The organism is Taibaiella helva, from assembly GCF_003545695.1.
GTDB classification, from domain to species: Bacteria; Bacteroidota; Bacteroidia; order Chitinophagales; family Chitinophagaceae; genus Taibaiella; species Taibaiella helva.
The window spans coordinates 208,042-231,920 of sequence record NZ_QUZZ01000002.1; the positions used below are offsets into that span (position 1 = coordinate 208,042).

Annotated in this window: 26 protein-coding genes; 17 read left to right on the forward strand and 9 right to left on the reverse strand. The window is 52.2% G+C overall.

The window, feature by feature from the left end:
- Positions 1-78: 78 nt before the first annotated feature.
- On the forward strand, positions 79-1,443 hold the full coding sequence (locus DZC79_RS03615) for a sensor histidine kinase (protein WP_198666758.1): 1,365 nt from the start codon (positions 79-81) through the stop codon (positions 1,441-1,443).
- Between the two features lie 12 nt (positions 1,444-1,455).
- Positions 1,456-2,148 (forward strand): response regulator transcription factor, encoded by a 693-nt coding sequence (locus DZC79_RS03620; RefSeq protein ID WP_118950193.1) that lies wholly within the window; start codon positions 1,456-1,458, stop codon positions 2,146-2,148.
- A 48-nt stretch (positions 2,149-2,196) separates the two neighbouring features.
- On the opposite strand, the gene DZC79_RS03625 is transcribed toward DZC79_RS03620, so the two are convergent.
- Positions 2,197-2,673 carry a DinB family protein gene (locus DZC79_RS03625; protein WP_118950194.1) on the reverse strand — a complete coding sequence of 159 codons (477 nt, stop codon included), beginning with the start codon at positions 2,671-2,673 and terminating at the stop codon, positions 2,197-2,199.
- A 63-nt stretch (positions 2,674-2,736) separates the two neighbouring features.
- On the opposite strand from DZC79_RS03625, the gene DZC79_RS03630 reads away from it, so the two are divergent.
- The 5 genes from DZC79_RS03630 to DZC79_RS03650 are packed head-to-tail and all read left to right on the forward strand — an operon-like array spanning position 2,737 to position 5,842.
- Positions 2,737-3,309 (forward strand): NUDIX domain-containing protein, encoded by a 573-nt coding sequence (locus DZC79_RS03630; protein WP_198666759.1) that lies wholly within the window; start codon positions 2,737-2,739, stop codon positions 3,307-3,309.
- Positions 3,310-3,336: 27 nt separating this feature from the next.
- Positions 3,337-3,711 (forward strand): VOC family protein, encoded by a 375-nt coding sequence (locus DZC79_RS03635; RefSeq protein ID WP_118950196.1) that lies wholly within the window; start codon positions 3,337-3,339, stop codon positions 3,709-3,711.
- 20 nt (positions 3,712-3,731) lie between these two features.
- Positions 3,732-4,568, forward strand: a complete 837-nt coding sequence (locus DZC79_RS03640) for a hypothetical protein (protein WP_118950197.1) — start codon at positions 3,732-3,734, stop codon at positions 4,566-4,568.
- Positions 4,569-4,625: 57 nt separating this feature from the next.
- A complete protein-coding gene (locus DZC79_RS03645) occupies positions 4,626-5,534 on the forward strand; it encodes a DnaJ C-terminal domain-containing protein (RefSeq protein ID WP_118950198.1) in 909 nt (302 codons plus the stop codon).
- An 11-nt stretch (positions 5,535-5,545) separates the two neighbouring features.
- Positions 5,546-5,842 (forward strand): chaperone modulator CbpM, encoded by a 297-nt coding sequence (locus DZC79_RS03650; RefSeq protein ID WP_118950199.1) that lies wholly within the window; start codon positions 5,546-5,548, stop codon positions 5,840-5,842.
- Here DZC79_RS03650 and DZC79_RS03655 read toward each other — a convergent pair.
- The 4 genes from DZC79_RS03655 to DZC79_RS03670 form a co-directional block, all read right to left on the reverse strand.
- A complete protein-coding gene (locus DZC79_RS03655) occupies positions 5,839-6,183 on the reverse strand; it encodes a TfoX/Sxy family protein (protein WP_118950200.1) in 345 nt (114 codons plus the stop codon). The two genes, DZC79_RS03650 and DZC79_RS03655, sit on opposite strands and share 4 nt — an antisense overlap.
- Before the next feature lie 535 nt (positions 6,184-6,718).
- Entirely contained in the window at positions 6,719-7,222 is a 504-nt protein-coding gene (locus tag DZC79_RS03660) for a 2'-5' RNA ligase family protein (protein ID WP_118950201.1), read from the reverse strand.
- A 97-nt stretch (positions 7,223-7,319) separates the two neighbouring features.
- Entirely contained in the window at positions 7,320-7,916 is a 597-nt protein-coding gene (folE, locus tag DZC79_RS03665; RefSeq protein ID WP_118950202.1) for a GTP cyclohydrolase I FolE, read from the reverse strand.
- 34 nt (positions 7,917-7,950) lie between these two features.
- A complete protein-coding gene (locus DZC79_RS03670) occupies positions 7,951-8,361 on the reverse strand; it encodes a 6-pyruvoyl trahydropterin synthase family protein (protein ID WP_118950203.1) in 411 nt (136 codons plus the stop codon).
- A gap of 105 nt (positions 8,362-8,466) precedes the next feature.
- Here DZC79_RS03670 and mqnB point away from each other — a divergent pair, with 105 nt between their 5' ends.
- The 4 genes from mqnB to DZC79_RS03690 all read left to right on the forward strand — a co-directional run bounded on the left by mqnB (position 8,467) and on the right by DZC79_RS03690 (position 11,621).
- Positions 8,467-9,156, forward strand: coding sequence for a futalosine hydrolase (mqnB, locus tag DZC79_RS03675; protein WP_118950204.1), 690 nt, complete (start codon positions 8,467-8,469; stop codon positions 9,154-9,156).
- 1 nt (position 9,157) lies between these two features.
- Entirely contained in the window at positions 9,158-9,580 is a 423-nt protein-coding gene (locus tag DZC79_RS03680) for a putative signal transducing protein (RefSeq protein WP_118950205.1), read from the forward strand.
- 156 nt (positions 9,581-9,736) lie between these two features.
- Positions 9,737-10,414, forward strand: a complete 678-nt coding sequence (gene trmD, locus DZC79_RS03685; RefSeq protein WP_118950206.1) for a tRNA (guanosine(37)-N1)-methyltransferase TrmD — start codon at positions 9,737-9,739, stop codon at positions 10,412-10,414.
- Positions 10,415-10,520: 106 nt separating this feature from the next.
- Positions 10,521-11,621, forward strand: coding sequence for a S1 family peptidase (locus DZC79_RS03690; protein ID WP_118950207.1), 1,101 nt, complete (start codon positions 10,521-10,523; stop codon positions 11,619-11,621).
- A gap of 109 nt (positions 11,622-11,730) precedes the next feature.
- Here DZC79_RS03690 and DZC79_RS03695 read toward each other — a convergent pair whose 3' ends face one another.
- Complete coding sequence (locus tag DZC79_RS03695) at positions 11,731-12,348, reverse strand: L-threonylcarbamoyladenylate synthase (RefSeq protein ID WP_118950512.1); 618 nt, start codon at positions 12,346-12,348, stop codon at positions 11,731-11,733.
- Between the two features lie 89 nt (positions 12,349-12,437).
- Positions 12,438-13,739, reverse strand: a complete 1,302-nt coding sequence (locus DZC79_RS03700) for an NAD(P)/FAD-dependent oxidoreductase (protein WP_118950208.1) — start codon at positions 13,737-13,739, stop codon at positions 12,438-12,440.
- Between the two features lie 196 nt (positions 13,740-13,935).
- On the opposite strand from DZC79_RS03700, the gene DZC79_RS03705 reads away from it, so the two are divergent.
- Positions 13,936-15,396 (forward strand): hypothetical protein, encoded by a 1,461-nt coding sequence (locus tag DZC79_RS03705; protein ID WP_157976895.1) that lies wholly within the window; start codon positions 13,936-13,938, stop codon positions 15,394-15,396.
- 132 nt (positions 15,397-15,528) lie between these two features.
- Positions 15,529-15,777: a class I lanthipeptide gene (locus tag DZC79_RS03710; protein WP_118950210.1), complete on the forward strand. Its 249-nt coding sequence runs from the start codon at positions 15,529-15,531 to the stop codon at positions 15,775-15,777.
- 122 nt (positions 15,778-15,899) lie between these two features.
- Here the strand turns inward: DZC79_RS03710 and recN are convergent, their stop codons facing one another.
- Positions 15,900-17,558 (reverse strand): DNA repair protein RecN, encoded by a 1,659-nt coding sequence (gene recN / locus DZC79_RS03715; RefSeq protein ID WP_118950211.1) that lies wholly within the window; start codon positions 17,556-17,558, stop codon positions 15,900-15,902.
- Between the two features lie 119 nt (positions 17,559-17,677).
- Here recN and DZC79_RS03720 point away from each other — a divergent pair, with 119 nt between their 5' ends.
- From DZC79_RS03720 to DZC79_RS03735, 4 genes are all read left to right on the forward strand, one after another.
- Positions 17,678-19,057 (forward strand): thioredoxin family protein, encoded by a 1,380-nt coding sequence (locus DZC79_RS03720; RefSeq protein WP_118950212.1) that lies wholly within the window; start codon positions 17,678-17,680, stop codon positions 19,055-19,057.
- A complete protein-coding gene (gene prmC / locus DZC79_RS03725) occupies positions 19,054-19,914 on the forward strand; it encodes a peptide chain release factor N(5)-glutamine methyltransferase (RefSeq protein WP_118950213.1) in 861 nt (286 codons plus the stop codon). Before DZC79_RS03720 ends, prmC begins: the two co-directional genes overlap by 4 nt.
- 73 nt (positions 19,915-19,987) lie before the next feature.
- Positions 19,988-20,551, forward strand: a complete 564-nt coding sequence (frr, locus tag DZC79_RS03730) for a ribosome recycling factor (RefSeq protein ID WP_118950214.1) — start codon at positions 19,988-19,990, stop codon at positions 20,549-20,551.
- Positions 20,552-20,688: 137 nt separating this feature from the next.
- A complete protein-coding gene (locus tag DZC79_RS03735; RefSeq protein WP_118950215.1) occupies positions 20,689-22,368 on the forward strand; it encodes a C45 family peptidase in 1,680 nt (559 codons plus the stop codon).
- A 310-nt stretch (positions 22,369-22,678) separates the two neighbouring features.
- On the opposite strand, the gene DZC79_RS03740 is transcribed toward DZC79_RS03735, so the two are convergent.
- Entirely contained in the window at positions 22,679-23,812 is a 1,134-nt protein-coding gene (locus DZC79_RS03740) for a formimidoylglutamase (protein ID WP_157976896.1), read from the reverse strand.
- Between the last annotated feature and the right edge of the window lie 67 nt (positions 23,813-23,879).

Below are 23,879 nucleotides of genomic sequence, written 5' to 3' on the forward strand. Positions count from 1 at the left end.
TTAATCCAAAGGGAACTAAGGTTAATTAAAGTTAATGGGTGGATGCTTCGCCGCGAATGTTGTAATTTGCTTGTTCTTATGCGATCCACAAGCGGAACATATAAGCTGCGTCGTACCCGTGTCCTTATGGCGATCGGGTACCTGCTGCTGATGGGCTTTGCCATCCAGTGGCTGTATACCCAGTACGAAAAAGAAGAGAACGGCCTCCAGAAAGAGCTGAGCAAGCTCTTCGACAATGTACAGCAAGGCATTACCGATTCGCTGCTGCTGGTCTCGGTGGTCGACCCGCAGATACGCGAGCTGCCGGCGGCAGCCAGCACAGACCCGAAAGCGGCTCCGGCCTTGAGCGATGACACTTTGAGAAAATTATCCTCGCTGCTGTTCCGCGACAGTGGAAAGGATATTTCTCTGCAGGGATTGAAAATGGCCGTCCGTCGCGTCCGCCAGCTGAGCCCGACGGAAAAGCAATACCTCTTCCATATCGATACCTCCGTGTTCAATAATGAATTTACCGACAGGATGCGGCGTATGGGCTGGCAGTTCCCGGTACAATGGATCGCTACCGCTGCTAAGCCGGGCGCCGGAGAAGCGATCTTTATTCCCAACCGTTATTTACAGACGGGTCACGGTATCCTCATCACCCGGTACCGTGGCTACCTGCTGCAAAGGCTCTGGCCGCAGGCTGTGTTTGTGGTGGTGCTGCTGGGTGTGATCCTGATGGCCTTTTATACCACCTATAGAAGCCTGCTGCGCCAGATCCAGCTGAGCGCAATGAAAGATGACTTTGTCAGCAATATGTCGCATGAGCTCAAGACACCTATTGCCACGATGAAAGTTGCCCTCGAAGCCATCCAGCATTTCGATGCTGCCGATCAGAAGGCACTGACTTCCGAGTATATGGAAATGGCTTCCCTGGAGCTGGAACGGCTGGAGCTGTTGGTGAACCGCTCTTTGCATACCTCATTGCTTGAATCGGGTAAGCTGGTGATACAGCCCGAGCTGTGTGATCTGAAAGACATCATTGAAGAAGTATTGCAAGCCTATCAGGTCAAGATGCTGACCTACGATGCTGAAGTCCGTTTTGAAGCCAGGGGCCGGCAGTTCAATACTATGGCGGATAAGCTTCACTTCCAGGGCGTGCTCATTAACCTGCTCGACAACAGCCTGAAATACGGTCGCGGGCAGATCCTTATCCAGGTCCTGCTGGAACAGAGCGGCGATCAGCTGAATGTATCCGTAACCGATAACGGCCCCGGCATCCCTGAAGATTATCACCGTAAAGTGTTTGAGAAGTTTTTCCGTGTGCCTTCGGAAGCCGGCCACCAGGTCAAAGGCTATGGGCTGGGCCTGAGCTATGCCCGGCAGGTGATGCAGCAGCACCAGGGCAGCATTGCTGTAACCAATATGCCTGAGGGCGGCTGCCGCTTCACGCTTTGCCTATAGTGTGCACTTATCATGAAGAAAAAGATACTTTACATTGAAGACGAACCTTATCTGGGGCGTATCGTCCGGGAAACCCTGATGCTGAAAGGCTATGAAGTGCTGCATAAAAAAGAAGGTACCCGTCTTGCCGATGTGATCCGCCAGTTCAATCCCGATATCTGCGTGCTGGATGTGATGCTGCCCCATGTTGACGGCTTTACTTTGGGCAACCTTATCCGTAACCTTTTCCCGCAATTGCCCGTGATCTTTCTGACTGCCAAAAGCCAAACGGAAGACCTGGTGCAGGGATTTGCCAGCGGTGGCACCGATTATATCCGTAAGCCGTTCAGCATGGACGAGCTGATGGCGCGTATAGAGAACCAGCTGCGGCTGCAGCAGCAAAAGAACGGTAACCAGCCCGAGCTGCCCGAAGAGGTGCAGCTGAATGCCTGGCGTTTTTATCCCGGCAAGCTGGAGCTACACCTGGATAAGGAAGTCAGGCGGCTGTCGCAGCGGGAAAGCCAGATCCTCAGCATGCTGTGCCTGCATAAGGGTAAGGCCCTGGATCGCCGGTTGCTGCTGCAAACCGTATGGGGCGACGATTCCTTTTTTAATTCCCGTAACCTTGATGTGTATATCCGCAAGCTGCGCGCTTTCTTTGCCGGTGACGACAACATACAGATCATTACACTGAAAGGCCAGGGTTATCTTTTCGTCTGCGGATAGCCGGCCGAGGCCGGTCGGGGCGCGTAGCGACCTGAATGGCCACCAGAGTCAGCTCCAGCAACCGAGCAAGCGCCGCAGTACCAGGATCTGCCCTATATGATAGGCCGTATGGTCAGCGATCAGCAGGGCTTCCCGCAGGAGATTCTGCCCGTTGCCATGTGCAAAAGGCGTGTAGAGATCCGCCTCTTTTTGCTGCAATAAGGCGATGAACCGATCGCGATCTTCCTTTACCTGCTTCAGTACCTCTTCCCAATCTTTATTGCTGACTTTATCATGCGCGCCGGGCCAGTATTCCTCCGGCCATTCAGGCGACTTGTGTTTTGCCGACAGACAGAATTCGACAATATCCCATTGGGTGATCCGGATATGTTCTGCCAGCTCCCAGATGCTGTAAGGCAGGCCATCGGGTCTCATTGCCCGTAGCTCCGCCGGCACATCGGCAACAGCGTCTTCAAATGAGGCATGGGCATTGCCTTTTTCGAGCAGGAAGACCAGCTCCGCGATCAGCGTGTTTTTTTGTTCCATGATTGAATAACTATTTGGCGTCCCGATTGTTCTTATTGCCGGTAAACAAAAGATGAAATGCTTATGGACAACCACCGGGTAACGATCGAAGGAACAGAGATCCTTTCCGACAAAAAATACACCCTGAAGCAGGTCCGCTTCCGGCTCGACGGCCGGGAACAGCAAAAGGAAGTCTACGTGCGGCCCAACAGCGCTGTGGTGCTACCTTACGATCCGGTGCGGCAAACCCTGTTGCTGATCCGGCAATTCCGGCTGCCCACCTTCCTGAACGGCAATGGCAACGGCTATCTTACCGAATGCTGTGCCGGTGTGCTGGAGGAAGGAGAGACGGCCGAAGCCTGCATCCGGCGGGAAGCGATCGAAGAGCTGGGCTATTGCCTGGAAGCAGTGGAAAAAGTAATGGAAACCTATATGTCGCCGGCATCGGTTACGGAGCTGGTCTATTACTTTATCGCGCCCTACGACAGCAGTATGAAGGTGGGCGAGGGGGGAGGACTTGCTGCTGAGAATGAGTTTATCGAAGTGCTGGAGCTGAGCCTGGAAGAGGTGTTGGATCAGGTAAGCGCCGGAACCATCCGCGATGCCAAAACGATCCTTTTGCTGCAGTACCTGTGGGCAAAGCAGGCATTGCCTTAACTTGCGTACCTAATTGCGCTATGCTTTATGAACCTGAACCAGGTAACTCTGCCTTCACCTGACCTGCAACGTTCGGTTGCTTTCTATCGGCAGTTGGGGCTGACGCTGATTGTCGATGCCCTGCCGCGCTATGCCCGTTTCGTGTGTCCCGACGGTAGCAGCACGCTGTCCCTCCACCTGTCAGATCGCCTGGCGGAGGGACCGGCAATAGCGATTTATTTTAAATGTGAAGACCTGGACGATCGTGTTGCAATGCTGCAGGCCACCGGCATTAAAATGGAGACCTTACCCGAAGATCAGCCCTGGCTCTGGCGGGAAGCACGGCTCCGCGATCCTGATGGGAACCAACTGGTGCTCTACTATGCCGGGGAAAATCGTCTGAACCCGCCCTGGCGTATCTGATTTTTAGCTATTTTTAGTTCATGCAGGATATACGATCTACACGCTGTAAACGCCTCTTGTTTAACCCCTGGCTGTTGCTGAGCCTGGCAGTATTGCTGCTCAACGATCATTACGGGAAAGCCCGGTACCACAATGTGCTGACGGGGAAGCTCTCCGATATAGCAGGGCTGGTGCTGCTACCGCTGCTCCTGGCCTATCTTTTTCCCCGCCTGAAGCATTATGCCGTTTTGCCGGCTGCCCTTTTCTTTATATGCTGGAAGCTGCCGCTATCGGAGCGTTTTATCGCGGCATACAACCGGGTAGCGCTGATCCCTATCGAAAGGATAGTGGATTACACCGACCTGTGGGCCTTGCTGGTGCTGCCTTTTGTCTTTATGCTTATCGCTCGCATTCAAAAAAAAGCGGAGCAACAGGATGCAACAATAAAGCCGGCCGCTGCCTGGATACTCTTGCCCTGTATGCTGGCCCTGATGGCGACCTCGCCGCCCAAATCGTATTACTTCTCAAAGGAAAAAGGATTGACCATCGGCAAATACTACAAGATCAGGATGAGCAATGAACAATTGCTCGATACCTTACGGCAACGGGGCTTCCAGGTCTATTCCGATAGTGGCTATGACAGAGGTAACCCCTGGCATGTCCGCAACTATGAGATACGGAATGTAGTGCTGGGTGCAAAAGATACCCTCCGGCTGATCCGCTTTGCGCTGGAGCCCCAGGGGAGCAACACCCGGCTTTACCTTAACAATGTGGTGCCGGCAAACCTGGACCTGGACGATGAGGCGGCGCTGAAGCGCTACCGGGGGTATTATAAAAAGCTGCTCCGATCCGATTGGGTAAAAAGGATCGCGCACTGAACGCATCAACTTTTACCCGCACCATTTGTTCTTAACCCGAAAATCAACGTTTGCCTTATGGCCTTTATCGATTATTACGAAGTGCTGGGGATTAAAAAGGATGCGAGCTCCGATGAGGTGAAAAAAGCCTACCGGAAGCTGGCCCGAAAATATCATCCCGACCTTAATCCCGATGACCAGGAAGCGAAAGCCAAGTTCCAGCAATTGAATGAAGCGCAGGAAGTGCTCACCGATCCGGAAAAGCGCAAGCAGTATGATAAATACGGCGAAAACTGGAAGCATGCGGAACAATACGAACAGGCGCAGCGGGCGCAAAGCCAATACCAGCAAAGCAGCGGTTATGGCGGCGGTGGCGGAAGCAATTGGCAGGACTATTCGGGCAACTTCGATGAGGGGCAGTTCTCCGACTTCTTCGAATCGTTGTTCGGTAGCCGCAGCGGCGGCGGAAGACAATCCGTGTTCAAGGGGCAGGACTACAATGCCGAACTGAGCCTGTCTTTACGCGAGGCCTATACCACCCATCAGCAGACCTTTACCGTGAATGGCAAGCATGTACGGATCACCGTTAATGCAGGCATTGCACAGGGGCAGAAGATCAAGCTGAAGGGCTATGGTGGTCCGGGAACGAATGGTGGCCCTGCAGGCGACCTCTACCTCACCTTTCACATTAATGAAGATCCGGTGTTCCGGCGTGAAGGAGATAACCTGTACCTGAAACAGGATATTGACCTCTATACGGCGGTATTGGGTGGAGAGGTAACCCTGGAAACTCTCTCGGGGCAGGTAAAGCTGAAGGTGAAGCCCGGTACCCAGAATGGCACCACTGTCCGGCTGAAGGGCAAAGGTTTCCCGGTGTATAAAAAAGAAGGGGAATTCGGCAATCTCTATGTGAGCTTCAATGTGAAACTGCCGACGGGGCTCAGCGACAAGCAAAAAGAACTGTTTGAACAACTCGCAAAATCCTAAAACAAATTTCTATGGCTACTGAGCTGATCACGATAACAGAATACTGTATTCACCATCATACCGAGCTGTCTTTTATCGACGCGCTGGAGCAAAGCGGACTCATCCATACCATACAGCGCGAAGAAGAACGCTTTATCGACTACGACCAGCTGGAGCAGCTGGAAAGCTATACGCGCTGGTACCATGAGCTGGATATCAATGTGGCCGGCATTGAAACGGTACATTACCTGTTGGAAAGGATCGGCAGCCTGCAGGCACGGGTGCGCGCGCTGGAAGCAAAGCTGGCGCGGTACGAAGCCGGGGCTTAGGCCTGCTTCTTCGAAGCCTTCGCTTCCTTATTGAAGGCCATGGCTGCGGCAATCCAGCCGTCGAAATCTTTCCGGCTTTTATAGCCTTTGGGCGCTACATATACGTAGTCCTTTAAGGTTCGCCCGCTGTGGATCATAGGCCGGCAATCGTCCCGCTCCAGGGCTGCAGCAGTGGCCTCGGGGCCTATGCGGCACATCAGCTCATCCCTGCTGACACAGACACACATTTTTCCCTTCACCATAAAGCAGAGGCCGCTGAACATTCTTTTCTCTTCGATTTCGGTGGTGTACGCCAGCAGCGCTTCCCGTACGCGGTCGGCCAGCTTTTCATCATAAGGCATATCAGGTGCGGTTTTTTATAAAGATAGCGTATTTATTTTCCCTTAAAGACGAAGGGGCCGAGGATAGACGCACCTTCTTCCCGCCGCGGGACTTTTTTTAATCACGCTTCGTCTCTTGTTGCTTGTTAGCTACATAAAAGCCCGGTCGCCGTTCAGGCCGCTATGCGTCCCGACCGGCTAAGCATATGTGTGTGCCAGCAAATGGTCTCTTTTTCTCGCCGCGACACTGCAAGCCTTCTTTAATCATGCTTCGTGTCGCTTAGCTTTTGTGAGAAATACAACGCCCGGCTGCCGTGCAGGCAGCCTTTGCCCCGTAGGGGCAAAAGGTTTGTACCATAAAAGGCCATCCATAAAATGCTCCGTAGGAGCAAAAGGTTTGTAGCAAACAAGCATCCATAGTTGTCCCGTAGGAGTAAAACCTGCAAAGGCAAGTAACAGTGGATACGGACACACGCGAAGTCGCGCGCCAGTGATGACCGTTCAGACCGCCATGTATCCTGACCGGCTTTGCCGAACTGGCCTGGTGCTCCTTTGATCAGCCGGCTACAAGCGGTATCTCGCAAAGCCGCTGCCAGCGACCCCGCTCAAAGCACAGCAGCCAATAGCTGTCTACCGTAAAGAAGGCCTCAAAATACCTGTCTTTAAAAGCGTTCCAGGCTTTCGGAAAGGCAAAGCGGTCGCGGTTCTTATACCCTATGGTCATATGTGGCTGCGCGTTACTGCGGTTCAGACGGGTCAATAATTTTGCTAATGCTTCATTTTGGTCCACATCGGCGTAAATGGTATGCGATCCGAAATGTTGAAAGCCATTTAAACGAAGGGCAAAACGCCGGCAATCGCTGCTGAGCACCGTAAGGTCATGCGCCAGGAACCCGGCCCGGCTGCTGTCTTCCCGGAACGGCGGTACCAGGGTGATGTGCGGCAATACCTTTGTGCTTTTGAAGCTGGGAAAGCTTTCGGCGAACTCCTGCTTGAGCTGCCATATGGATTCATCCACGGGGCCGGGTGGTAATATGGCTACCAGGTACAGTGCTTCCATAGGCTTTGGTTTGGACTTCCCTAAAGATACGAAAAAGGAGCGTGCCTCCCCGCCGGGAAACCGCTCCTTAAAATGATTCGTTTTAAATGCCGTTGTCTTAGCTCAGATCGGAAGAGATCAGCTTCAGGAACTCGGTGCGGGTCTCGTTTACCTGGAACTGCCCGCTGAAAGCCGAAGTAGTGGTGACGCTGTTCTGCTTGCCTACACCACGCATCATCATACACATATGCTTGGCTTCGATCACTACTGCTACACCCTGGGGCTGCAGCGAATCCTGGATGGCATGCAATATCTGCTCGGTCAGCCTTTCCTGCACCTGCAGGCGGCGCGAAAAGCAATCAACCACGCGGGCCAGCTTGCTGAGGCCGGTAATATAACCATCGGGAATATAGGCGATATGCGCCTTTCCGATGAAGGGCAGCATATGATGCTCGCAAAGGGAATACAGCTCGATATCCTTAACGATCACCATCTCGCTGTAGCTCTCCTTGAACTTGGCCGAGTTCAGGATCTCGGCGGCATCCATCTGGTAGCCCTGGGTGAGGTATTGCATGGCCTTGGCTACGCGCTCGGGAGTTTTCTCCAGCCCATCGCGGTGCATGTCTTCGCCCAACAGGTTGATCACCGAAGTATAGTGATCTTTCAGGGACGTGGTGATGTCTTCGTCGTAATGCTCTGTTTTTTTGTACGCCATTAAATGCTTGAAATTGATCGTTTGAACGGAAATTCTAGCCGAAATACTCTACGTAGATCTTAGGGGTTTCGTAGAGGCGGATGCCATGCAGGATGGCGCCTTCCCGGGCAATATGCGGTTCCAGTTCGTTCCAGATGCCTATGGCCAGGTTTTCGGCGCTGGTAAACTTTCCTTTCATGAAGTCCACGTCCAGGTTCAGGTTCTTGTGATCTATTTTTTCAATAATAATATCTTTAACCAGGGTGCCCAGGGTTTTTGCATTGAAGATAAACCCGGTCTCGGGATGGGGTTCCCCTTTTACGGTTACATGCAGCTCATAATTGTGGCCATGCCAGTTGGCATTGGAACATTTGCCGAAGATCTCGCGGTTCTGCTCTTCGTTCCAATGCGGGTTATACAATTTGTGCGCAGCATTAAAATGCTCGACACGTGTAAGGTATACCATAAAATTTTAATGATTTCTGCAAAGGTACTACCTTAGCGAGGTTTGGCAAAAAACATTACCCATAAAGCTATAAACAGATTAAATTTGCCGGAACAAAAACAGGCTATGAGATTACTGGTTGCAGCGGCAACTACATTTGAGCTGGAACCCTTGCAGCAATTCCTGGCGCAGCGCTTTCAACAAACAGGAGGGAACCATTATCGCCGGGAAAGCCTGGAAATCAGCATTTGTATCACTGGTATCGGGAGTATGCAGACGGCCTTCAACCTTGCAGAAAGCATCGCCGCCTTTGACCCGCATTTCTGCCTGCAGGCGGGTGTAGCGGGCGCTTTCGACCGCAATCTTCTCCTGGGCGAGCTGGTTATTGTACAGGAAGAAGTGCTGGGCGATCTCGGTGTGGAAGACAACGGGCGGTTCCGCGATATGTTTGATATAGGGCTGATGGATGCCCAGGAACGGCCGTTCATCAACAAAAAGCTGATCAACACCTTCAGCGATTTTCCTTTGCGGCTAAACCTGCCTTTCGTATCGGCGCTCACGGTCAACACAGTCAGTGGTACAGAATCGACGATCAGCAGCCGCACAGAGCATTACGCCTGTGCCCTGGAAAGCATGGAGGGCGCGGCTTTTCATTATGTATGCCTGACGAAAAAAATTCCCTTCCTCCAGGTACGGAGCATTTCCAACTATGTGGAGCCCCGCGATAAAAGCCGCTGGAAAATGAAGGAAGCGATCGAAAAGCTCAACAGTTGGCTGATCGCCAATATATCGCAAACCCTGCAGAAGAGCGTTTAATATGGCAAAACTGATTACCCTGCGCACTTTCGACAACTATGTACACGCCCATATCGTCAAGTCGAGGCTGGAAGCGGAAGGCCTGGCCTGTGTGCTGCAAAATGAGCATACGATAGCTATGCAATGGCATATCGCCGAAGCCAATGGCCTGATACGGTTGCAGGTAGCGGAATGCGACAAGGCCATGGCCGAGCACGTGCTCGAAGTGATCGAGCAGGAGGCGCTGGCGGTACAATCGACTATCGGTTTCTGGGATGAGGAAGATATCGATCAGCTCGATCCCAATAACCGTATCTGTATCCATTGCGGCAGCAAAAATACCAGGAAGGAAGACTACAGCAAACGGCCCGCTATGCTGCGCTGGCTCCTGCAGGGCTTTACCTCCGATAAATGGCATTGCTTTCACTGCGGCGCCGATTTCTGAAGCGAATTCCAATGTTCAAATTCCACATACCAAGTACCAAATTCCAATTTTCAATTTCCAATTTCCAAAATTCAATTCCAGTATCTAAATACTTACAATCGCTTACATCTAAAGCCTGACCTCTAATATCTAATATCTAACATCTAACATCTAAAAATGCGCATCGATATCATTACTGTAGTTCCTTATTTGCTTGAAAGCCCGTTTGCACACTCTATTATGAAAAGAGCGCAGCAGAAAGGCTTGCTGGAAATACAGGTGCACAACCTGCGCGACTACACGCCTTATGCGCATGCACAGGTGGATGACTACCAGTTTGGCGGCGGCGCCGGCATGGTGATGATGCCCGAGCCCCTGGTTAGAGCCATTGAAAGCCTGCAGGCCGAACGCAGCTACGATGACATCATTTTTATGACACCGGACGGAGAAAGGTTTGAGCAGAAAACGGCCAATCGCCTTTCGATGAAGGAGAACCTGATGATCCTCTGCGGCCACTACAAGGGCATCGACGAAAGAATAAGAGAACACTTCATTACACTGGAATTGTCGATAGGCGATTATGTGCTAAGCGGCGGCGAGCTGGCCGCTGCCGTGGTAGTCGATGCGGTAGGAAGACTGATACCGGGTGTGCTCAGCGATGAGACTTCGGCCCTGTTCGACTCTTTCCAGGACGATCTGCTGGCGCCTCCCGTATATACCCGACCCGCCGATTTCAGGGGCTGGAAAGTGCCGCAGGAGCTGCTGAGCGGCGATCCTAAAATTATCGACGCCTGGCGCTATGAGAAGGCGCTTGAACGCACGCAGCAAAGAAGACCCGACCTGCTGAAGGATTAAGCTGATTGCGGGCCAGGGGCCATATTACCTTAAGGTAGCGCTGTATCAATTACACGATATTTTTGCATCTTTACGCCAGAAACCTAATCCTATCCTTGCTGAAAACATGAACACCAAGAAAAAGATGCCGGTCCTGATCTGCTGCGCCGGCTTATGGCTGCTCGCTGCCTGCGGCAACCCTGAAGACAAAGAACGGAAGAAAATGCTGGACGAGCTGGAAGCCCAGCGGAAAGAGCTGAGCGCCCTGCGCGAGAACAACAGCAAAGTAAAAGAGACGCTGGCCGATAAATTCGATCATGTACATAAGTCTGTCGTGATGATCATGGCGGAAGGGGAGATGGAGCAAAGCCAGGGCTCGGGCATCATCATCAACGAAGAAGGCGATGCGATCAGTAATTTCCATGTCTTCCAGAACAGTAAAAAAGCCTATGCCATCGATGCCGACGGCCACAAATACCCCATCACTAAAATATATCGTTTCAGCGAAGACGATGACTATATCTTCTTCAGAATCGGTAACGGTAGCCATAGATTTCAGCCGGCAACGATTGCCACTTCATTGCCTAAAATAGGGATGGAATGTTTCACGGTGTCCAATCCCAGGGGCCTGGAGCAAACCTTGTCCAATGGTATTATTTCTGCTTTCCGCGAGGATGGCCGCATCATCCAGAACACCGCCAATATAACCCATGGCAGCAGCGGCGGCGCCTTGTTCAACGACCAGGGCGAAGTGATCGGCATCACCACCAAAGGCGTGATCGAGGATAATCTTTTCTTTGCGATCAATATTGAAAAGCTTCCCCTCCAAAGCTATAAGAACGACTTCGATCTTACGGCAGAAGCATCGGCAGCCAGTGTCGACGAAGGACGCCAGGTGGAAGTGATCAAAGCTTTCCTGCTGGCTGAGGAACACCGTGACCTGCAGGAGATCTTATCCTATTTCTCCCCGGATATGTACCGCTACTGGGACTTGCAGCCGCCCAACGAAGCGCAGCTGGCCAGCCGCTACCGGCACTCCTGGACCATAACGGAAAATGCGGTGAACGACCTGAAGGATATACGCAAGATCGACGAGCATACCTATGTATACACGGTCGATTTCACTTATTTCAGCATCAAGGATCAGGCCTACAAAACGGTGAACAATGCCCGGGTGAAAGTGATCCTTGACGATAGCTACAAAATCGTAGCGATCTTCGGCGTATAAACAATTGATAATAATTCTTCTTTGCCGGCGCATGAATTCGTGCGTGCCTCAATCATACAGACCTTTTCCCACACACAGGCACGTGTGCCAGCATCACGTGCTGTAAGCGTTACAGCAGCCCTTCCCAGGGGCCCGCGCCTTCTCTTACCAGCTCGGGTTCGGGGCCGGTGCAATCGATCACGGTAGAGGCAAGCATGCTGCCTATGCCGCTGTCGATCACCATGTCCACCTGCTTTTCAAAGATATCATGGATCAGCTCAGGATCGGTATAATATTCAACATCGCCGTCCATAGGCAATGAGGCGCTCATGATGGGATGTCCCAGCTCCTGTACGACGGTCTGGCAGATGATGTGGTCCGGTACCCTGATGCCCACGGTGTCCCTTTTGGTCTTCAGCAGTTTGGGTACTTCCCTTGTGGCTTCCAGGATGAAGGTATAAGGTCCTGGCAGCGCCCTCTTCAGCAGGCGGAAAACAGGCGTATCAATATTGCGGGCATAATCGCTGAGGTGGCTCAGGTCGCGGCAGATAAAAGAAAAATGTGCATTCTTGGGCTGTATATCCTTGATCCGGCAAATGCGCTCGATGGCTTGCGGGTTGTAGATATCGCAGCCGATGCCGTAAATAGTATCGGTAGGGTAGACGATCACGCCGCCGGAACGCAGGCAGTCCACTACTGTCTTTACGTTGCGGGGCTGAGGATTCTCGGGATGCAGATGGATCAGCATAGTATCATGGTTTTGGGGCATACCGGAACAAACATTCCGCCGATTGGCAGTTGATCACCAAAAGCGACCGTTGCGTCTCAGTCGTTTCCTTATCCGCGCGCGTTCTCCATTTCCGGCTCCAGTACCATTTCCACTTGTTTCTTTGTCGGCAGCAGGATCAGGCGCAGGGTGGTGTCGTTGGTAAAATAGCTGATTGCCCAGTTGATGAAGATAAATAATTTATTGCGAACACTGAGGATCAGCATCAGGTGCAGGAACATCCAGGTAAACCAGGCCAGCCTCCCCTGGAAGCTGAATTTGGGAAGGTCAACCACTGCTTTGCGTTTACCTACTGTTGCCATGGAACCCGGATCTTTATATTCATATTCTTTCCAGGCATTGCCGGGCAGCGAGGCTTTCAGGTTTTTGCCGAGCAGCTTGGCCTGGTTGATGGCCACATTGGCGACCTGCGGATGTCCCTTGGGATACTTAGGCGTTTCCATATAGGCAATATCGCCCAAGGCATAAATGTTATCGAAACCTTCGACCAGGTTGTAGCGGTCCACCTTGAGCCGGTTGCCTCTTTGCACCAGGTCTTTGGGCAGGCCGCCGGGAATATTGCCGGTGACACCCGCAGCCCAGATCAGGTTATGGGTTTTAATATTGCGGCCGTCTTTCAGGTACACCGTTGTGCCGTCGTAGCGTTCCACTACCGAATTGGTCCACACCTGTACGCCCAGCTGTTCTAGGTATTGCTGCGATTTTTGCTGAGATGCCTTCGACATGGGTCCCAAAGTGGCCGGGCCGCCTTCGAGCAGGTACACCTGCAGCTTGCTGAAGTCCATATCAGGGTAATCCTTGGGCAGCACATTGCGTTTCATTTCGGCAAGGGCGCCGGACAATTCTACGCCGGTAGGGCCTCCGCCGACCACTACAATATTCATGATCGCCTTCAGGTCTTCGCCGCGGGCCCGCAGCGCTTCTTCGAAATTCATCAGGATACGGTTGCGCAGGGCCATTGCCTCAGTGGTGCTTTTCATGGGAAAGGCCTTGGCGGCGATTTCCTGGTTACCGAAGAAATTAGTAGTGCAGCCGGTAGCGATCACCAGCCGGTCGTAGCTGAAAACGCCGATATCGGTTATCACTTTGTTTTCGCCGCTCCTGATCTCTTTCACTTCTGCAATACGGACATGGATGTTCTTCTTACGCTGGAAGATCTTTCGCAGGGGAAAGGAGATACTGCTGGGTTCGATACGCGCTGTGGCGACCTGGTAAAACAGTGGCTGGAACTGGTGGTAATTGTAACGGTCGATGAGGGTAATGTCGAAAGAAGTGTTGCTTAGCTGGCGCGCCAGCTGCAATCCTGCAAAGCCCGCACCAAGGATAACGATCCTTTTATTTTGTTGGGACATAGCAATTTATTTACAAAATTAGGTGGCTTAATTGGTTCCCCGAAATAATTACACGTATATAGTTATATTGTTTTGTCGCCCCTGTTAATTTATACACCCCGATAGCTGCAAGGCTTTCATAAACAGCGGTTAATTATATTTTTTGTTGCCTGAATTTATTTCTACCTTGTTGTACCGATCGTAACTTCGCATTAAGATGAGAAACCTAATTTTCAGCACGGCATTGCTGCTGGGCCTTTATTTCGGGCCGGCAAAAGCACAGGATATTTTTTATTCAAGGGAACAGAAATTTACGTTCCAGAACAGCGACTTCAGCGTCGTAGGCTGGTCGGGCGACCGCCTGTACACCTATCGTGCGTCGAAAGAAGGCTATTATCTCGATGCCTACAACGATTCCATGCGCCTGCTGGCGACCATAGCGCTCGATTTCTTTCCCCAGAAGATCTATGCCACGCGCTTTTATACCACCGAAGACCAGATCATTGTGCTGTACCAGGCAGTGCAAAGCAACCAGGTGGTGCAATATGCCGCCAAGCTGGACAGCAGGGCCCGCATGCTGCAGAAGCCGGTAGCCCTGGATTCGGTCAAAATGGGCTGGCTTTCTACCGAAAGGCAATACTATTCGTCGGTAATGAGCAGTGACAAAAGCAAGCTGATGGTGTTCAGCCTGGGCAAGCGAAAGAACGGCCGCCAGGAATTCAGCACCATATTGCTCGACAATGCGCTGAATATCCTGGCCAAAGAACATCCCTTTGTCATCAGCGAGGATGACTTTAACCTGGGACAGTCGCTATTGACCAAAGATGGCAGCCTGTACCTTTCGGGCTATAACGGATCGAGCGAAAGAGCGTTCAGCGGCGATGCCTGGCTGTTCCATCTGTCACCGGATGGTAAGGAGTTCCGGCATATCCCCCTGCCGCTCGGCGACGATTATATGTCGGGTATGTTCATGCGGGCCAATGACAACAAAGATGAGATCTATATCGGCGCCTTCTTCTCCGGCAAAAAATCGGGCAATATGGACGGCATCGTCTACGGCATGTACGAGATGTCGAAAGATACCTTCAGCATTTTTAAAAAGATACCCTTCGACGATCAGTTGCGTAATGCTACCGACGATCGCAATAAGAAAAAAGCGTTCAACGATTTTGTAGTGCGCGATCTCGTTGTAAAAAACGACGGCGGCTTTATCCTGGTCGGTGAAAATTATTATGTAACCACACGCACCTCGGTTTACGGGCCGGGTTACGGTTATTATTCGTGGTACAACAACGGTTATCCCACCTCTTCTACCAGGGAATATCATTACGGCGATATCATGGTGCTGGACTATGATGCGAACGGAGAGCGGAAATGGCACAATTTCATCCGCAAGGAACAGTACTCGCAGGAGGATGATGGTATGTTTTCTTCCTATGCTATGCTGAATTCGGGCGCCAGTCTGGTATTCCTTTACAACGATTTCTCCAGCAATAAATCCTCGCTCAGCCTGGCGGCGCTCGACCTGTCGGGTACCCTGCAGATGAAGAAGATGAACCCGGGCCGCTCTGCCGGCGCCGACTGGCTGCCGCGCTCGGGCAAGCAAACGGATATACGGGAGCTGATGATCCCCGTCCTTCGTCGGAACAGTATCGGGTTTGCCCGCGTGGTTTTCTGATCAATTCATGCTCGTTAATACAAAGCGGAGTCGTTCGGACAGAGCGGCCCGTTTTGGTGAAGAGGAGGCAAAGCCACTGAAATTTTTTTGCAGTACCCGTAACGAACTTTGAGTGTCTAAACCAGCTGAAGTATGAAAAAGAAAAAACTCGCATTACATAAGCTTCATCTCAATAAGGAAACCATATCATTATTGAGTGAGGTGCACCAGGTGCAGATCAATGGCGGTGGCCCTATATCGGCCGGTAAAGAATGGTGCCCCGGCGGCCCGACCCGTAACCAGAGCGAAGACTCGGCTGCCCCGGGCTGCGCCTGCTGCGTGCGGTACTCGGAAGTGCCGGTATGCAATACCCTTGTGGGACCGGGGGGAGATTGTAACTGATACGGAAACATCCTGCGCAATGGATTGCGCGGGCATAGGAATAAAACGAGAGGCTGTTGTGTTTGAAGAAAGCCCCTGCAGAACCGGCTTCTGCAGGGGTTCGTGTTATGTACGACCGTCGGTTATCCTACCAGCTCGCGTGCATTTTCTATAGCAGCCTCTGAGGGCTTCTCCCCGCCGATCATCTGGGCTATGGCCCTGATGCGTTCCTCGCTGCTGAGCAGACGGATACGCGTCTTCACCTGCCCCTGATCGGTTGTGGTTTTGTATACGTAGAAATGTTGTGTGCCTTTGCCGGCCACCTGCGGCTGATGCGTAATGCACAGCACCTGGTGATAATCGCTGAGCGAGCGCAGCAGCAGGCCTACCTGTTTGGCAGCTTCGCCCGAAATGCCCGCATCCACTTCGTCGAAGATGAGCGTGGGCAGCTCCAGGGCCTTGGCAGTAAGGGCCTTAATGCACAGCATGATCCGGCTCATCTCCCCGCCGGATGCGGCTTTCTGTACCGGACTGAATTTGCCGCTCTTGTTGGCGTCAAACAGGAAGCTTACCTGGTCGCTGCCATACTCCTGGAGCGTGGCAGAAGGTTGTACTTCGATCTTAAGCAGCGCATTGGGCATACCTACCAGTGCCAGCAGCTCATTGACCTGCGCAGCGAAGCCCGGCGCTGTAGCCAGCCTTTTCTCATGTAGCTGCGCTGCTAGTACAATCAGCTCCTGCTCCGCCGTATTTAGCTGCTCCTGCAGCGCCTGTAAGGCTTGTCCTGCATGGCTTTGCTCCTGCAGCTCGGTGGAGAGCTGCAGGTGAATCGCGATCAGCTCTCCGGTTTGCTGTACACTATGCTTTTTGAGCAGCCGGTAACCCAGGTCCAGCCGCTCCTGGAGGTTTTGCAGCTGTTCGGGATCAAGGTCCACAGCTCGTTGCAGGCTGTCCAGCTCCCCGGCAATATCTTTCAGCTCCAGCAGTGCGCTTTCCATGCGTTGGGCGAGAATTTCGGCTTCGGGCTGCACAGCAGCTATCGTTTGCAGCTGCTGGCGCAGCCGTTTCAGCTCGTTGTTCAGGGGCTGCTCGCCTTCTTCCAGGGTGCCGTATACCAGCTGCAGCACCGATCTGATCTGCTCCGCATGGCTCAGCTGTTTCAGTTGCAGCTCTGCAGTTTCGATCTCTTCCTCTTTGAACGCAGCCTGCTCCAGCTCATCGAACAGGAATTGCTTGTAGTCGGCCTCCTTCTGCCACTGGCTCTGGCTGTCCGACAACTTGCGATACTCGGCCTGGAGCTGCCTGTACCGGCTATATTGCGACCGGTAGCCGGCCAGCAGGCTTTGGTTCTCGGCTACGGCATCGATCACTTCATACAGAAATGTATGCTCTTCCAGCGCACGATTGTCGAACTGCCGGTGCAGGTCGACCAGGGCGGAGGTCAGCTCGTTAAGCTGGCTCAGTGTTACCGGGGTATCATTGATGAAAGCGCGGCTTTTGCCGCTGGCGCTGATCTCCCTGCGGATAAGGGTATGCGGTTCTATGTCCAGCTCTTCCCTTTGCAACAAGCTGTTGAAATAAGTATTGTGCCCGGTATGGAAAGTGGCTTCCACCACACTTTTTTCTTCCCTGTTGATCAATACCGAAGTATCGGCCCGGTCGCCCAGGATCAGGGACAGGGCGCCCAGGATAATGGACTTTCCAGCGCCGGTCTCCCCGGTAATGACATTCAGATGGCGGTCGAACAGGATCTCCAGCTCGTCTATGATCACATAGTTACGGATGTATAATTTTTGTAGCATAGCTAAGGCAATGTGCAAATTTAAACGAATGGCCAATGTTTTAGGATGTCCTGCGGTTAATTTTTGATTTTGATCGCCGGACAAGCAAATTGAAGTATCTTGTGCAAAAATCATAAATTATGAATAGGATCGGTTTGCTGCTGTTGTGCAGCGTTGCGACGCTCTGGGCACAGGCTCAGGGCATCAACTTCGAGCAGGGCGCCTGGAAGGACGTGCTGGCCAGGGCAAAGAAGGAGAAGAAGATGATCTACATGGATATTTACACCACCTGGTGCGGTCCCTGTAAGATCATGGCCAAAAATATCTTCCCCATGGAAGCTGCAGGTAAAAAATACAATGCAGCATTTGTCAATTATAAGATCGACGCGGAGAAAGGCGAGGGGATAGCGCTGGCCAAGCAATATAAAGTGGAAGGTTATCCCACCAACCTGTTTATCGATCCCAATACGCAGGAAGTGGTATACCGCGTAATGGGCTCCTGTGAGATCGATGAGTTCCTGAACAGGGCCGACATAGCTGTGACGGAGCAGAAAGATCCTATGAAATGGACCGATTATGAAGCGCAGCTGGCCAAAGGCAAGAAGGATAAGGCTTTCCTGGTGGCTTATATGAAGAAGGCCAGGCGCCTGGACCACAACAATGATAAAGCGCTCGATCTCTATGTAGCGCAATATGTACCCACCCAGCCGGATGATGAGGCCCTGAAATTCCTTACGGAGCATACAGTTACCCTGAATAATAAAGCTGTTCCCGTAGTCTACGCCAATAAGGAAAAAGTGATCTCGCTCTATCCCGATATCGACGATTACTTCTATTACTTCGGGCCGCGCCTGGCCTACAATACGTTGGGCTATGCCGTGGAGACCAAAAATGAAGGCCTGCTGAAGCTGATCGAACAAGGTATGCGCCGCTACGATATCAGCGCCGGAGGCCTTTCCGGTATGCACTATTTCTACAAGGAGTATTATAGCAGGACCGGTGATGAGAAAAAAGCCTGGGAAGCGACGATCAGCGAAGCCAATCACCTGCTGGAGCTGCCCGCTGCTACTTATGCGGAGCAGGATAAAGCTGAGCTGCAACGGGCGAAGAGCTCGCTGCTCTACCAGCTCAAGGCCATGAAGGTACCGGAAGAAAAGTACGAATCGTCGATCGAAGCCACCCTGGCCCAGAACCCGGATATGCGCCATTCGGCCACATTGAGCGCTGCTCAATCCCTGAATGAATCGGCCTGGAAAGTGGTGGAAAATAAAAAAGACGATCCTGCAGCGATAGCCATGGCCATACAATGGTCGGACAAAGCCGCAACGCTGGCGGGGAAAGAAAACCAGAGCTGGCCTATGTTTGCCGATACCCATGCTAACCTGCTGTACCTGGGTGGTGAGAAAGAAAAGGCGATAGCCCTGGAAGAAGAGGCTGTAGCCAGGACGGCGGGCATGCCGGAAGACGTTGCCGCTTCTATGAAAGAAACGCTTGAGAAAATGAAAGCCGGTAACCTGTGAGCCTGGAGACCGCGACTGCATTTAATGACCTGAAGCAACGGCTGGGCGCCATTTACGATGAAGCCGAATCCGCCAACATTGCCGAATGGGTGATCGAAGCTGTTACCGGGTATCGACGCAATGCCTGGTTGCGGCAGCCGGAGGCCGCGCTCAGTCCGGCGCAGCAAGCGCAGCTGGAAGCCTATACCCGGTCGCTGGTGGCGCAGCGGCCGGTGCAATACGTTTTGGGTGAATGTTATTTTCTCGACATGAAGCTCTATGTCGATGAACGGGTGCTGATCCCCAGGCCCGAAACGGAAGAGCTGGCTGACTGGATCATAAAGGAATGGAAGGGAAAGCCGGGTGCGATAGCCCTGGATATCGGTACGGGCAGCGGCTGCCTGGCATTGGCTTTGAAAAAGCACCTGGACCGTGCTACAGTATATGCAGCCGATCTGTCAGAAGACGCTCTGGCCGTAGCAGCACGCAATGCGGCTACGTTGGGCTTGTCCCTTGAATGGTTGCAGTCCGATATTTTGCAGTCCGGGAACGAAGACCAATGGCCTGATGCCGATATTATCGTCAGCAACCCGCCTTATATCACCTTGCCCGAGCAGCACGGCATGGCGACGCATGTGCTGGACTATGAGCCACATATGGCCTTGTTCGTTACAGATAATGATCCCCTGCAGTTTTATAAGGCTATTGCTGCGTTTGCTTCAAAGAAGCTGCGGCCGGGCGGTTCGGTATTCCTTGAGCTGCATATGGATCATGCCCGGGCAACGAAGGAATACTATGAAGCGCAGGGCTGGCATACAGTGCTGAGGAAAGACATGCAGGGCAGGGACCGCATGCTGCAGGCACGCAGGGAAGATTAACCGTTTGTATCATAAAATTTGGCATTTGCAAAGGGGTTTGCTACTTTTGCTACCCTCGAAAAGCGATCTAAATATGTCAGAACAAGTAGATAATATCATAAAGAATACGAGCAGCCTGATGCAGAAAGCCATCAGCCATCTTGAGAGCGAGCTCCTGAAGGTAAGGGCGGGCAAGGCCAACCCGCAGATGATCGACGGTGTAATGGTTGATTACTACGGCAACCCCACACCGCTGAACCAGGTAGCCAATATCACCGTAACCGATGCCCGTACCTTATCGATACAACCCTGGGAAAAGCCGATGATCGCGCCCATAGAGCGTGCTATTATGCAGGCCAACCTGGGCGTGACGCCGCAGAACGATGGCCAGGTGATCCGCCTCTTCCTGCCGCCGCTGACCGAAGAACGCCGTAAAGAGCTGGTGAAGAAAGTGAACGCAGAAGGGGAGCAAGGGAAGGTTTCTATCCGCAATATTCGCCGCGATATGATTGAGCAGATCAAGAAAGCACAAAAGGATGGCCTCAGCGAAGACGAGTCCAAGCAGGCGGAAGGAAACATCCAGGGCATCACCGACAAGCACATCGCGCTGATCGACCAGCATTGCAAAGACAAAGAGAAAGAGATCATGACAATCTGATCCCTATAAATGATACCAACACAGGCTGCCTGAAAGGGCAGCCTGTGTTGCTTATGCCGGACCTGTCTCGTTAAGGCCTTGTTTTCCCCTGCCGGCCTTGCTCTTCTTCCTTTTCCCCTTCCTATCTTTGCATTTCCATGCGTATCCTCAAAAAAATCCTTAAAGGCTTTGCCTGGTTCCTGGGCATCCTGATCGTACTGTTGCTGGCTTTTGGTATTTATATCTGGAAAGTTTCGGAGTTTAAGCCGCCCGCCGTATCCGACCCGCAGACGGAAGCTTTGCAGCGCCGGCAGTTGGACAGCGCTGCTTTCACGCTGGGCGACAACTGGATAAGGAAAAGCCGTTACGGGCTGTACGAAATGTATACTTCTGGCAAGCCTTATGAACGTGGGCTCATTAACGGTAAGCTGTCGCAGGAGCTGATTGTATCGCAGGAGGTGGCTTTCACACACCAGATACGGAAAATGATCCCTTCGCCTTCCTATCTGAAATTTCTGAAGTACATCATCGGCTTCATGAACCGGGACCTGCCGGGGCATGTTACCGAAGAATACAAAGAAGAGATCTATGGCGTATCCCGGGCAGCTTCCGACAGCTTCCAGTGGATCGGCAGCAATTATTCCCGGCAGCTTAACTACCATGCCGCGCACGATATCGGGCATGCGCTGCAGAACCTGATGCTGGTGGGCTGTACTTCTTTCGGCGCCTGGGATAGCCGTACCGAGAACGGTGCGATGATCCTGGGAAGGAACTTCGATTTCTGGGTTGGTGATGAGTTTGCCCAAAATAAGATCGTTTCTTTCGTAGCGCCCGATAAGGGGCATAAGTTTGCCTTCATTACCTGGGGCGGCTTTATCGGTGTGGTTTCCGGGATGAACGACAGGGGATTGACCGTGACGATCAATGCGGCCAAATCATCGATACCCCGCGGCGCGGCAACGCCGGTATCGCTGGTGGCCAGGGAAGTGCTGCAATATGCCGGTAATATTGGAGAGGCTATCGCCATTGCCCGCCGCCGCAAGATGTTTGTGAGCGAAAGCTTTCTCATAGGTTCCGCCGCCGACCATCGTTCGGTAGTGATCGAGAAGACGCCGGATATGCTGGGGGTTTACGATCCGCATTCCGATAACATAGAATGCGCTAACCATTACCAGAGCGATGCGCTTAAAGGGCAGGAGCTGAACCGCGAGCAGATGGCCGGCAGTGCTTCGGTATACCGCTACCAGCGGCTGCAGGAGCTGCTGCAAAAGAATTATCCGCTCAACCCGGCCAAAGTGGCTGCTATATTGCGCGACTATAAAGGGCTGCATGACGCCAATATCGGTGTGGGCAATGAAAAGGCGCTGAACCAGTTCGTGGCGCATCATTCGGTGATCTTTATGCCCGACAGCCTGCGGATGTGGGTGAGCACTTCACCCTGGCAAATGGGCGCCTATGTGTGCTACGACCTGCGGAAAATATTTGCGATGAAAGGGTTGCGCCAAGATGAAGAGGTGGCCGATACCAGCCTGAATATTGCACCGGATCCTTTCCTGGCTACCGATACCTATGCCCGCTTCCTTCGCTTCAGGCAGGCCAAAATGAGCTGGCTCGATAAGCTGCAAGCCGATCCCGGCGACCTGGCGCCTAACAATCCCGAATATTACGATGCTTACCGTATTGCCGGCGATATTTACGAGCAGCGGCATAAATATCCCGAAGCGATTGCCGCCTACCGCACAGCGCTCACCAAGGTGATCGCAACGGAAGCGGAACGGCAGGCCATACAGGAAAAAATAAAGAAAGCAGAAAAGGAGATCAGGAAAAGCAGGCAATAAGCCAAGACCGCCGGCAGAGATACATAACATAGGCTACTTCAGGGTTTCCTCGAGCCCGAAAAAAACGTCCTCCAGGAATGGGGGACGTTTTTTTAAACCAATAACCGCGTACTATGGAAAGATAAACTATGTACATCAAATATTGTGCCAGGTTTCTGCGTGTCTTTTTTGTTGAGCTTAATTTCGCTACATAAGTAGGTAGCAAGTCTTTATTCTTTAATGTCGTGATTATTTTTAATGCTGGCGTATGATCATAAAAAAACACCTGGCCTTACTAAAGGCCTGGTGTTTTTGATCAGGGTGGATTAGCTTAAACAATCCTTTCCTGCTCGCGGAACCAGCGTTCCGGTATTTCATTGTTGCCCGCGGTAAGGTAGTCGTTGTAGCTGCAGGGGATAAAGGTACCTTCGGGCAGCTGCATCCACCAGCGGTTGGTTTTCCTGCTTTTCAGGAAAAGGGTATCGTTACCCGTAAGCGCAACATTGTATTCGATAAACTCTTCGCGGTTGCTGAGATCGGCTTCGTTCTTACGTACCAGGTAGCCATCTACGAAATACCACAGCATTTGTGCAATCAGGCGCGCGCCCTGCCTGTTGTTGTCCGATCCGGACTGGTAGCCATAGATGCCGAAGGAAGACAGGTTACTGCTCATGCCTGCGTAACGGGCCAGCTGGCAGATCTCATCGCCGAAGAAACCATTGGGCGAACCTCTCTCCAGGAAAGGAGCATCGCACAGCCGCACAGCATTCATATCGATGCTCAGCAGATCACATTGGCGCAGCACCGGTTCCATTTCTTCCATATCTTCTCTTACCCTGCCCAGGCGAAAGCAGTCGAAGCGCAGCTTGTCCAGGGTTTCCAGCATATTCGGATTGACATAATAGCTCTGAAAGCCCATATGGCTGAAGTGCCGCACAAAATTGGGCTGTTCCGTCAGCATATCCATCAGGAAGCCTTCGTCGCTGATCCCTTCGGTCTCTCCAAGATCGATCAGCATATCCACCACAGCGGCATTGATTGTCTTACCCAGCTTTTTGAACACATCATATTGCTGCAGGGTAAGATCATGCGATCCACCGATCACTACAGCGATCTTTCCGGCTTCTTCTATTTCCTGGAGCACTGTACGCAGAGCAGCACGGGTGTCGCCGGGCGTTGCGCCCTCCCTGATGTTACCCATATCGGCCACCTTTACAGACGTGTGCCAGTCATACATACGGTACAGCTCTTCTCTTACAGCATCGGGACTATGGCTCCAGGGCGCATCGAGGCCGGCGCCCCTTTGCTCGCCGCAGCCGACCAGCACGATATCGGCTTCGCTCCAGTCGCTGTTGTATTCGGTAATAGGTATAATGCGTTTCCCGATCTGCAAGGCATGCCGGGCATCATTCTGGGGTAATTCAGCAAAGTGTTTTGCTGCAAAAAAAGAGTGTAGATCGCTCATGTACATCCTGTAGTTTAATACGGCCGTAAAGATACCATACCCCTCTCAATGAAAGGGAAATTTTATT

What these genes read in the sequence shown, in the direction of transcription:
- DZC79_RS03670 (WP_118950203.1), bottom strand. Translation starts at nt 8,361, where the DNA reads ATGGTATACCTTACACGTGTCGAGCATTTTAATGCTGCGCACAAATTG.
- DZC79_RS03655 (WP_118950200.1), bottom strand. Translation starts at nt 6,183, where the DNA reads ATGCCTTATGATGAAAAGCTGGCCGACCGCGTACGGGAAGCGCTGCTG.
- DZC79_RS03635 (WP_118950196.1), top strand. Translation starts at nt 3,337, where the DNA reads ATGAACCTGAACCAGGTAACTCTGCCTTCACCTGACCTGCAACGTTCG.
- DZC79_RS03690 (WP_118950207.1), top strand. Translation starts at nt 10,521, where the DNA reads ATGAACACCAAGAAAAAGATGCCGGTCCTGATCTGCTGCGCCGGCTTA.
- DZC79_RS03710 (WP_118950210.1), top strand. Translation starts at nt 15,529, where the DNA reads ATGAAAAAGAAAAAACTCGCATTACATAAGCTTCATCTCAATAAGGAA.
- DZC79_RS03735 (WP_118950215.1), top strand. Translation starts at nt 20,689, where the DNA reads ATGCGTATCCTCAAAAAAATCCTTAAAGGCTTTGCCTGGTTCCTGGGC.
- DZC79_RS03640 (WP_118950197.1), top strand. Translation starts at nt 3,732, where the DNA reads ATGCAGGATATACGATCTACACGCTGTAAACGCCTCTTGTTTAACCCC.
- DZC79_RS03695 (WP_118950512.1), bottom strand. Translation starts at nt 12,348, where the DNA reads ATGCTGATCCATCTGCATCCCGAGAATCCTCAGCCCCGCAACGTAAAG.
- trmD (WP_118950206.1), top strand. Translation starts at nt 9,737, where the DNA reads ATGCGCATCGATATCATTACTGTAGTTCCTTATTTGCTTGAAAGCCCG.
- DZC79_RS03700 (WP_118950208.1), bottom strand. Translation starts at nt 13,739, where the DNA reads ATGTCCCAACAAAATAAAAGGATCGTTATCCTTGGTGCGGGCTTTGCA.
- DZC79_RS03625 (WP_118950194.1), bottom strand. Translation starts at nt 2,673, where the DNA reads ATGGAACAAAAAAACACGCTGATCGCGGAGCTGGTCTTCCTGCTCGAA.
- DZC79_RS03630 (WP_198666759.1), top strand. Translation starts at nt 2,737, where the DNA reads ATGGACAACCACCGGGTAACGATCGAAGGAACAGAGATCCTTTCCGAC.
- DZC79_RS03720 (WP_118950212.1), top strand. Translation starts at nt 17,678, where the DNA reads ATGAATAGGATCGGTTTGCTGCTGTTGTGCAGCGTTGCGACGCTCTGG.
- recN (WP_118950211.1), bottom strand. Translation starts at nt 17,558, where the DNA reads ATGCTACAAAAATTATACATCCGTAACTATGTGATCATAGACGAGCTG.
- DZC79_RS03660 (WP_118950201.1), bottom strand. Translation starts at nt 7,222, where the DNA reads ATGGAAGCACTGTACCTGGTAGCCATATTACCACCCGGCCCCGTGGAT.
- DZC79_RS03615 (WP_198666758.1), top strand. Translation starts at nt 79, where the DNA reads ATGCGATCCACAAGCGGAACATATAAGCTGCGTCGTACCCGTGTCCTT.
- DZC79_RS03650 (WP_118950199.1), top strand. Translation starts at nt 5,546, where the DNA reads ATGGCTACTGAGCTGATCACGATAACAGAATACTGTATTCACCATCAT.
- frr (WP_118950214.1), top strand. Translation starts at nt 19,988, where the DNA reads ATGTCAGAACAAGTAGATAATATCATAAAGAATACGAGCAGCCTGATG.
- DZC79_RS03680 (WP_118950205.1), top strand. Translation starts at nt 9,158, where the DNA reads ATGGCAAAACTGATTACCCTGCGCACTTTCGACAACTATGTACACGCC.
- DZC79_RS03740 (WP_157976896.1), bottom strand. Translation starts at nt 23,812, where the DNA reads ATGAGCGATCTACACTCTTTTTTTGCAGCAAAACACTTTGCTGAATTA.
- DZC79_RS03645 (WP_118950198.1), top strand. Translation starts at nt 4,626, where the DNA reads ATGGCCTTTATCGATTATTACGAAGTGCTGGGGATTAAAAAGGATGCG.
- DZC79_RS03705 (WP_157976895.1), top strand. Translation starts at nt 13,936, where the DNA reads ATGAGAAACCTAATTTTCAGCACGGCATTGCTGCTGGGCCTTTATTTC.
- mqnB (WP_118950204.1), top strand. Translation starts at nt 8,467, where the DNA reads ATGAGATTACTGGTTGCAGCGGCAACTACATTTGAGCTGGAACCCTTG.
- folE (WP_118950202.1), bottom strand. Translation starts at nt 7,916, where the DNA reads ATGGCGTACAAAAAAACAGAGCATTACGACGAAGACATCACCACGTCC.
- DZC79_RS03620 (WP_118950193.1), top strand. Translation starts at nt 1,456, where the DNA reads ATGAAGAAAAAGATACTTTACATTGAAGACGAACCTTATCTGGGGCGT.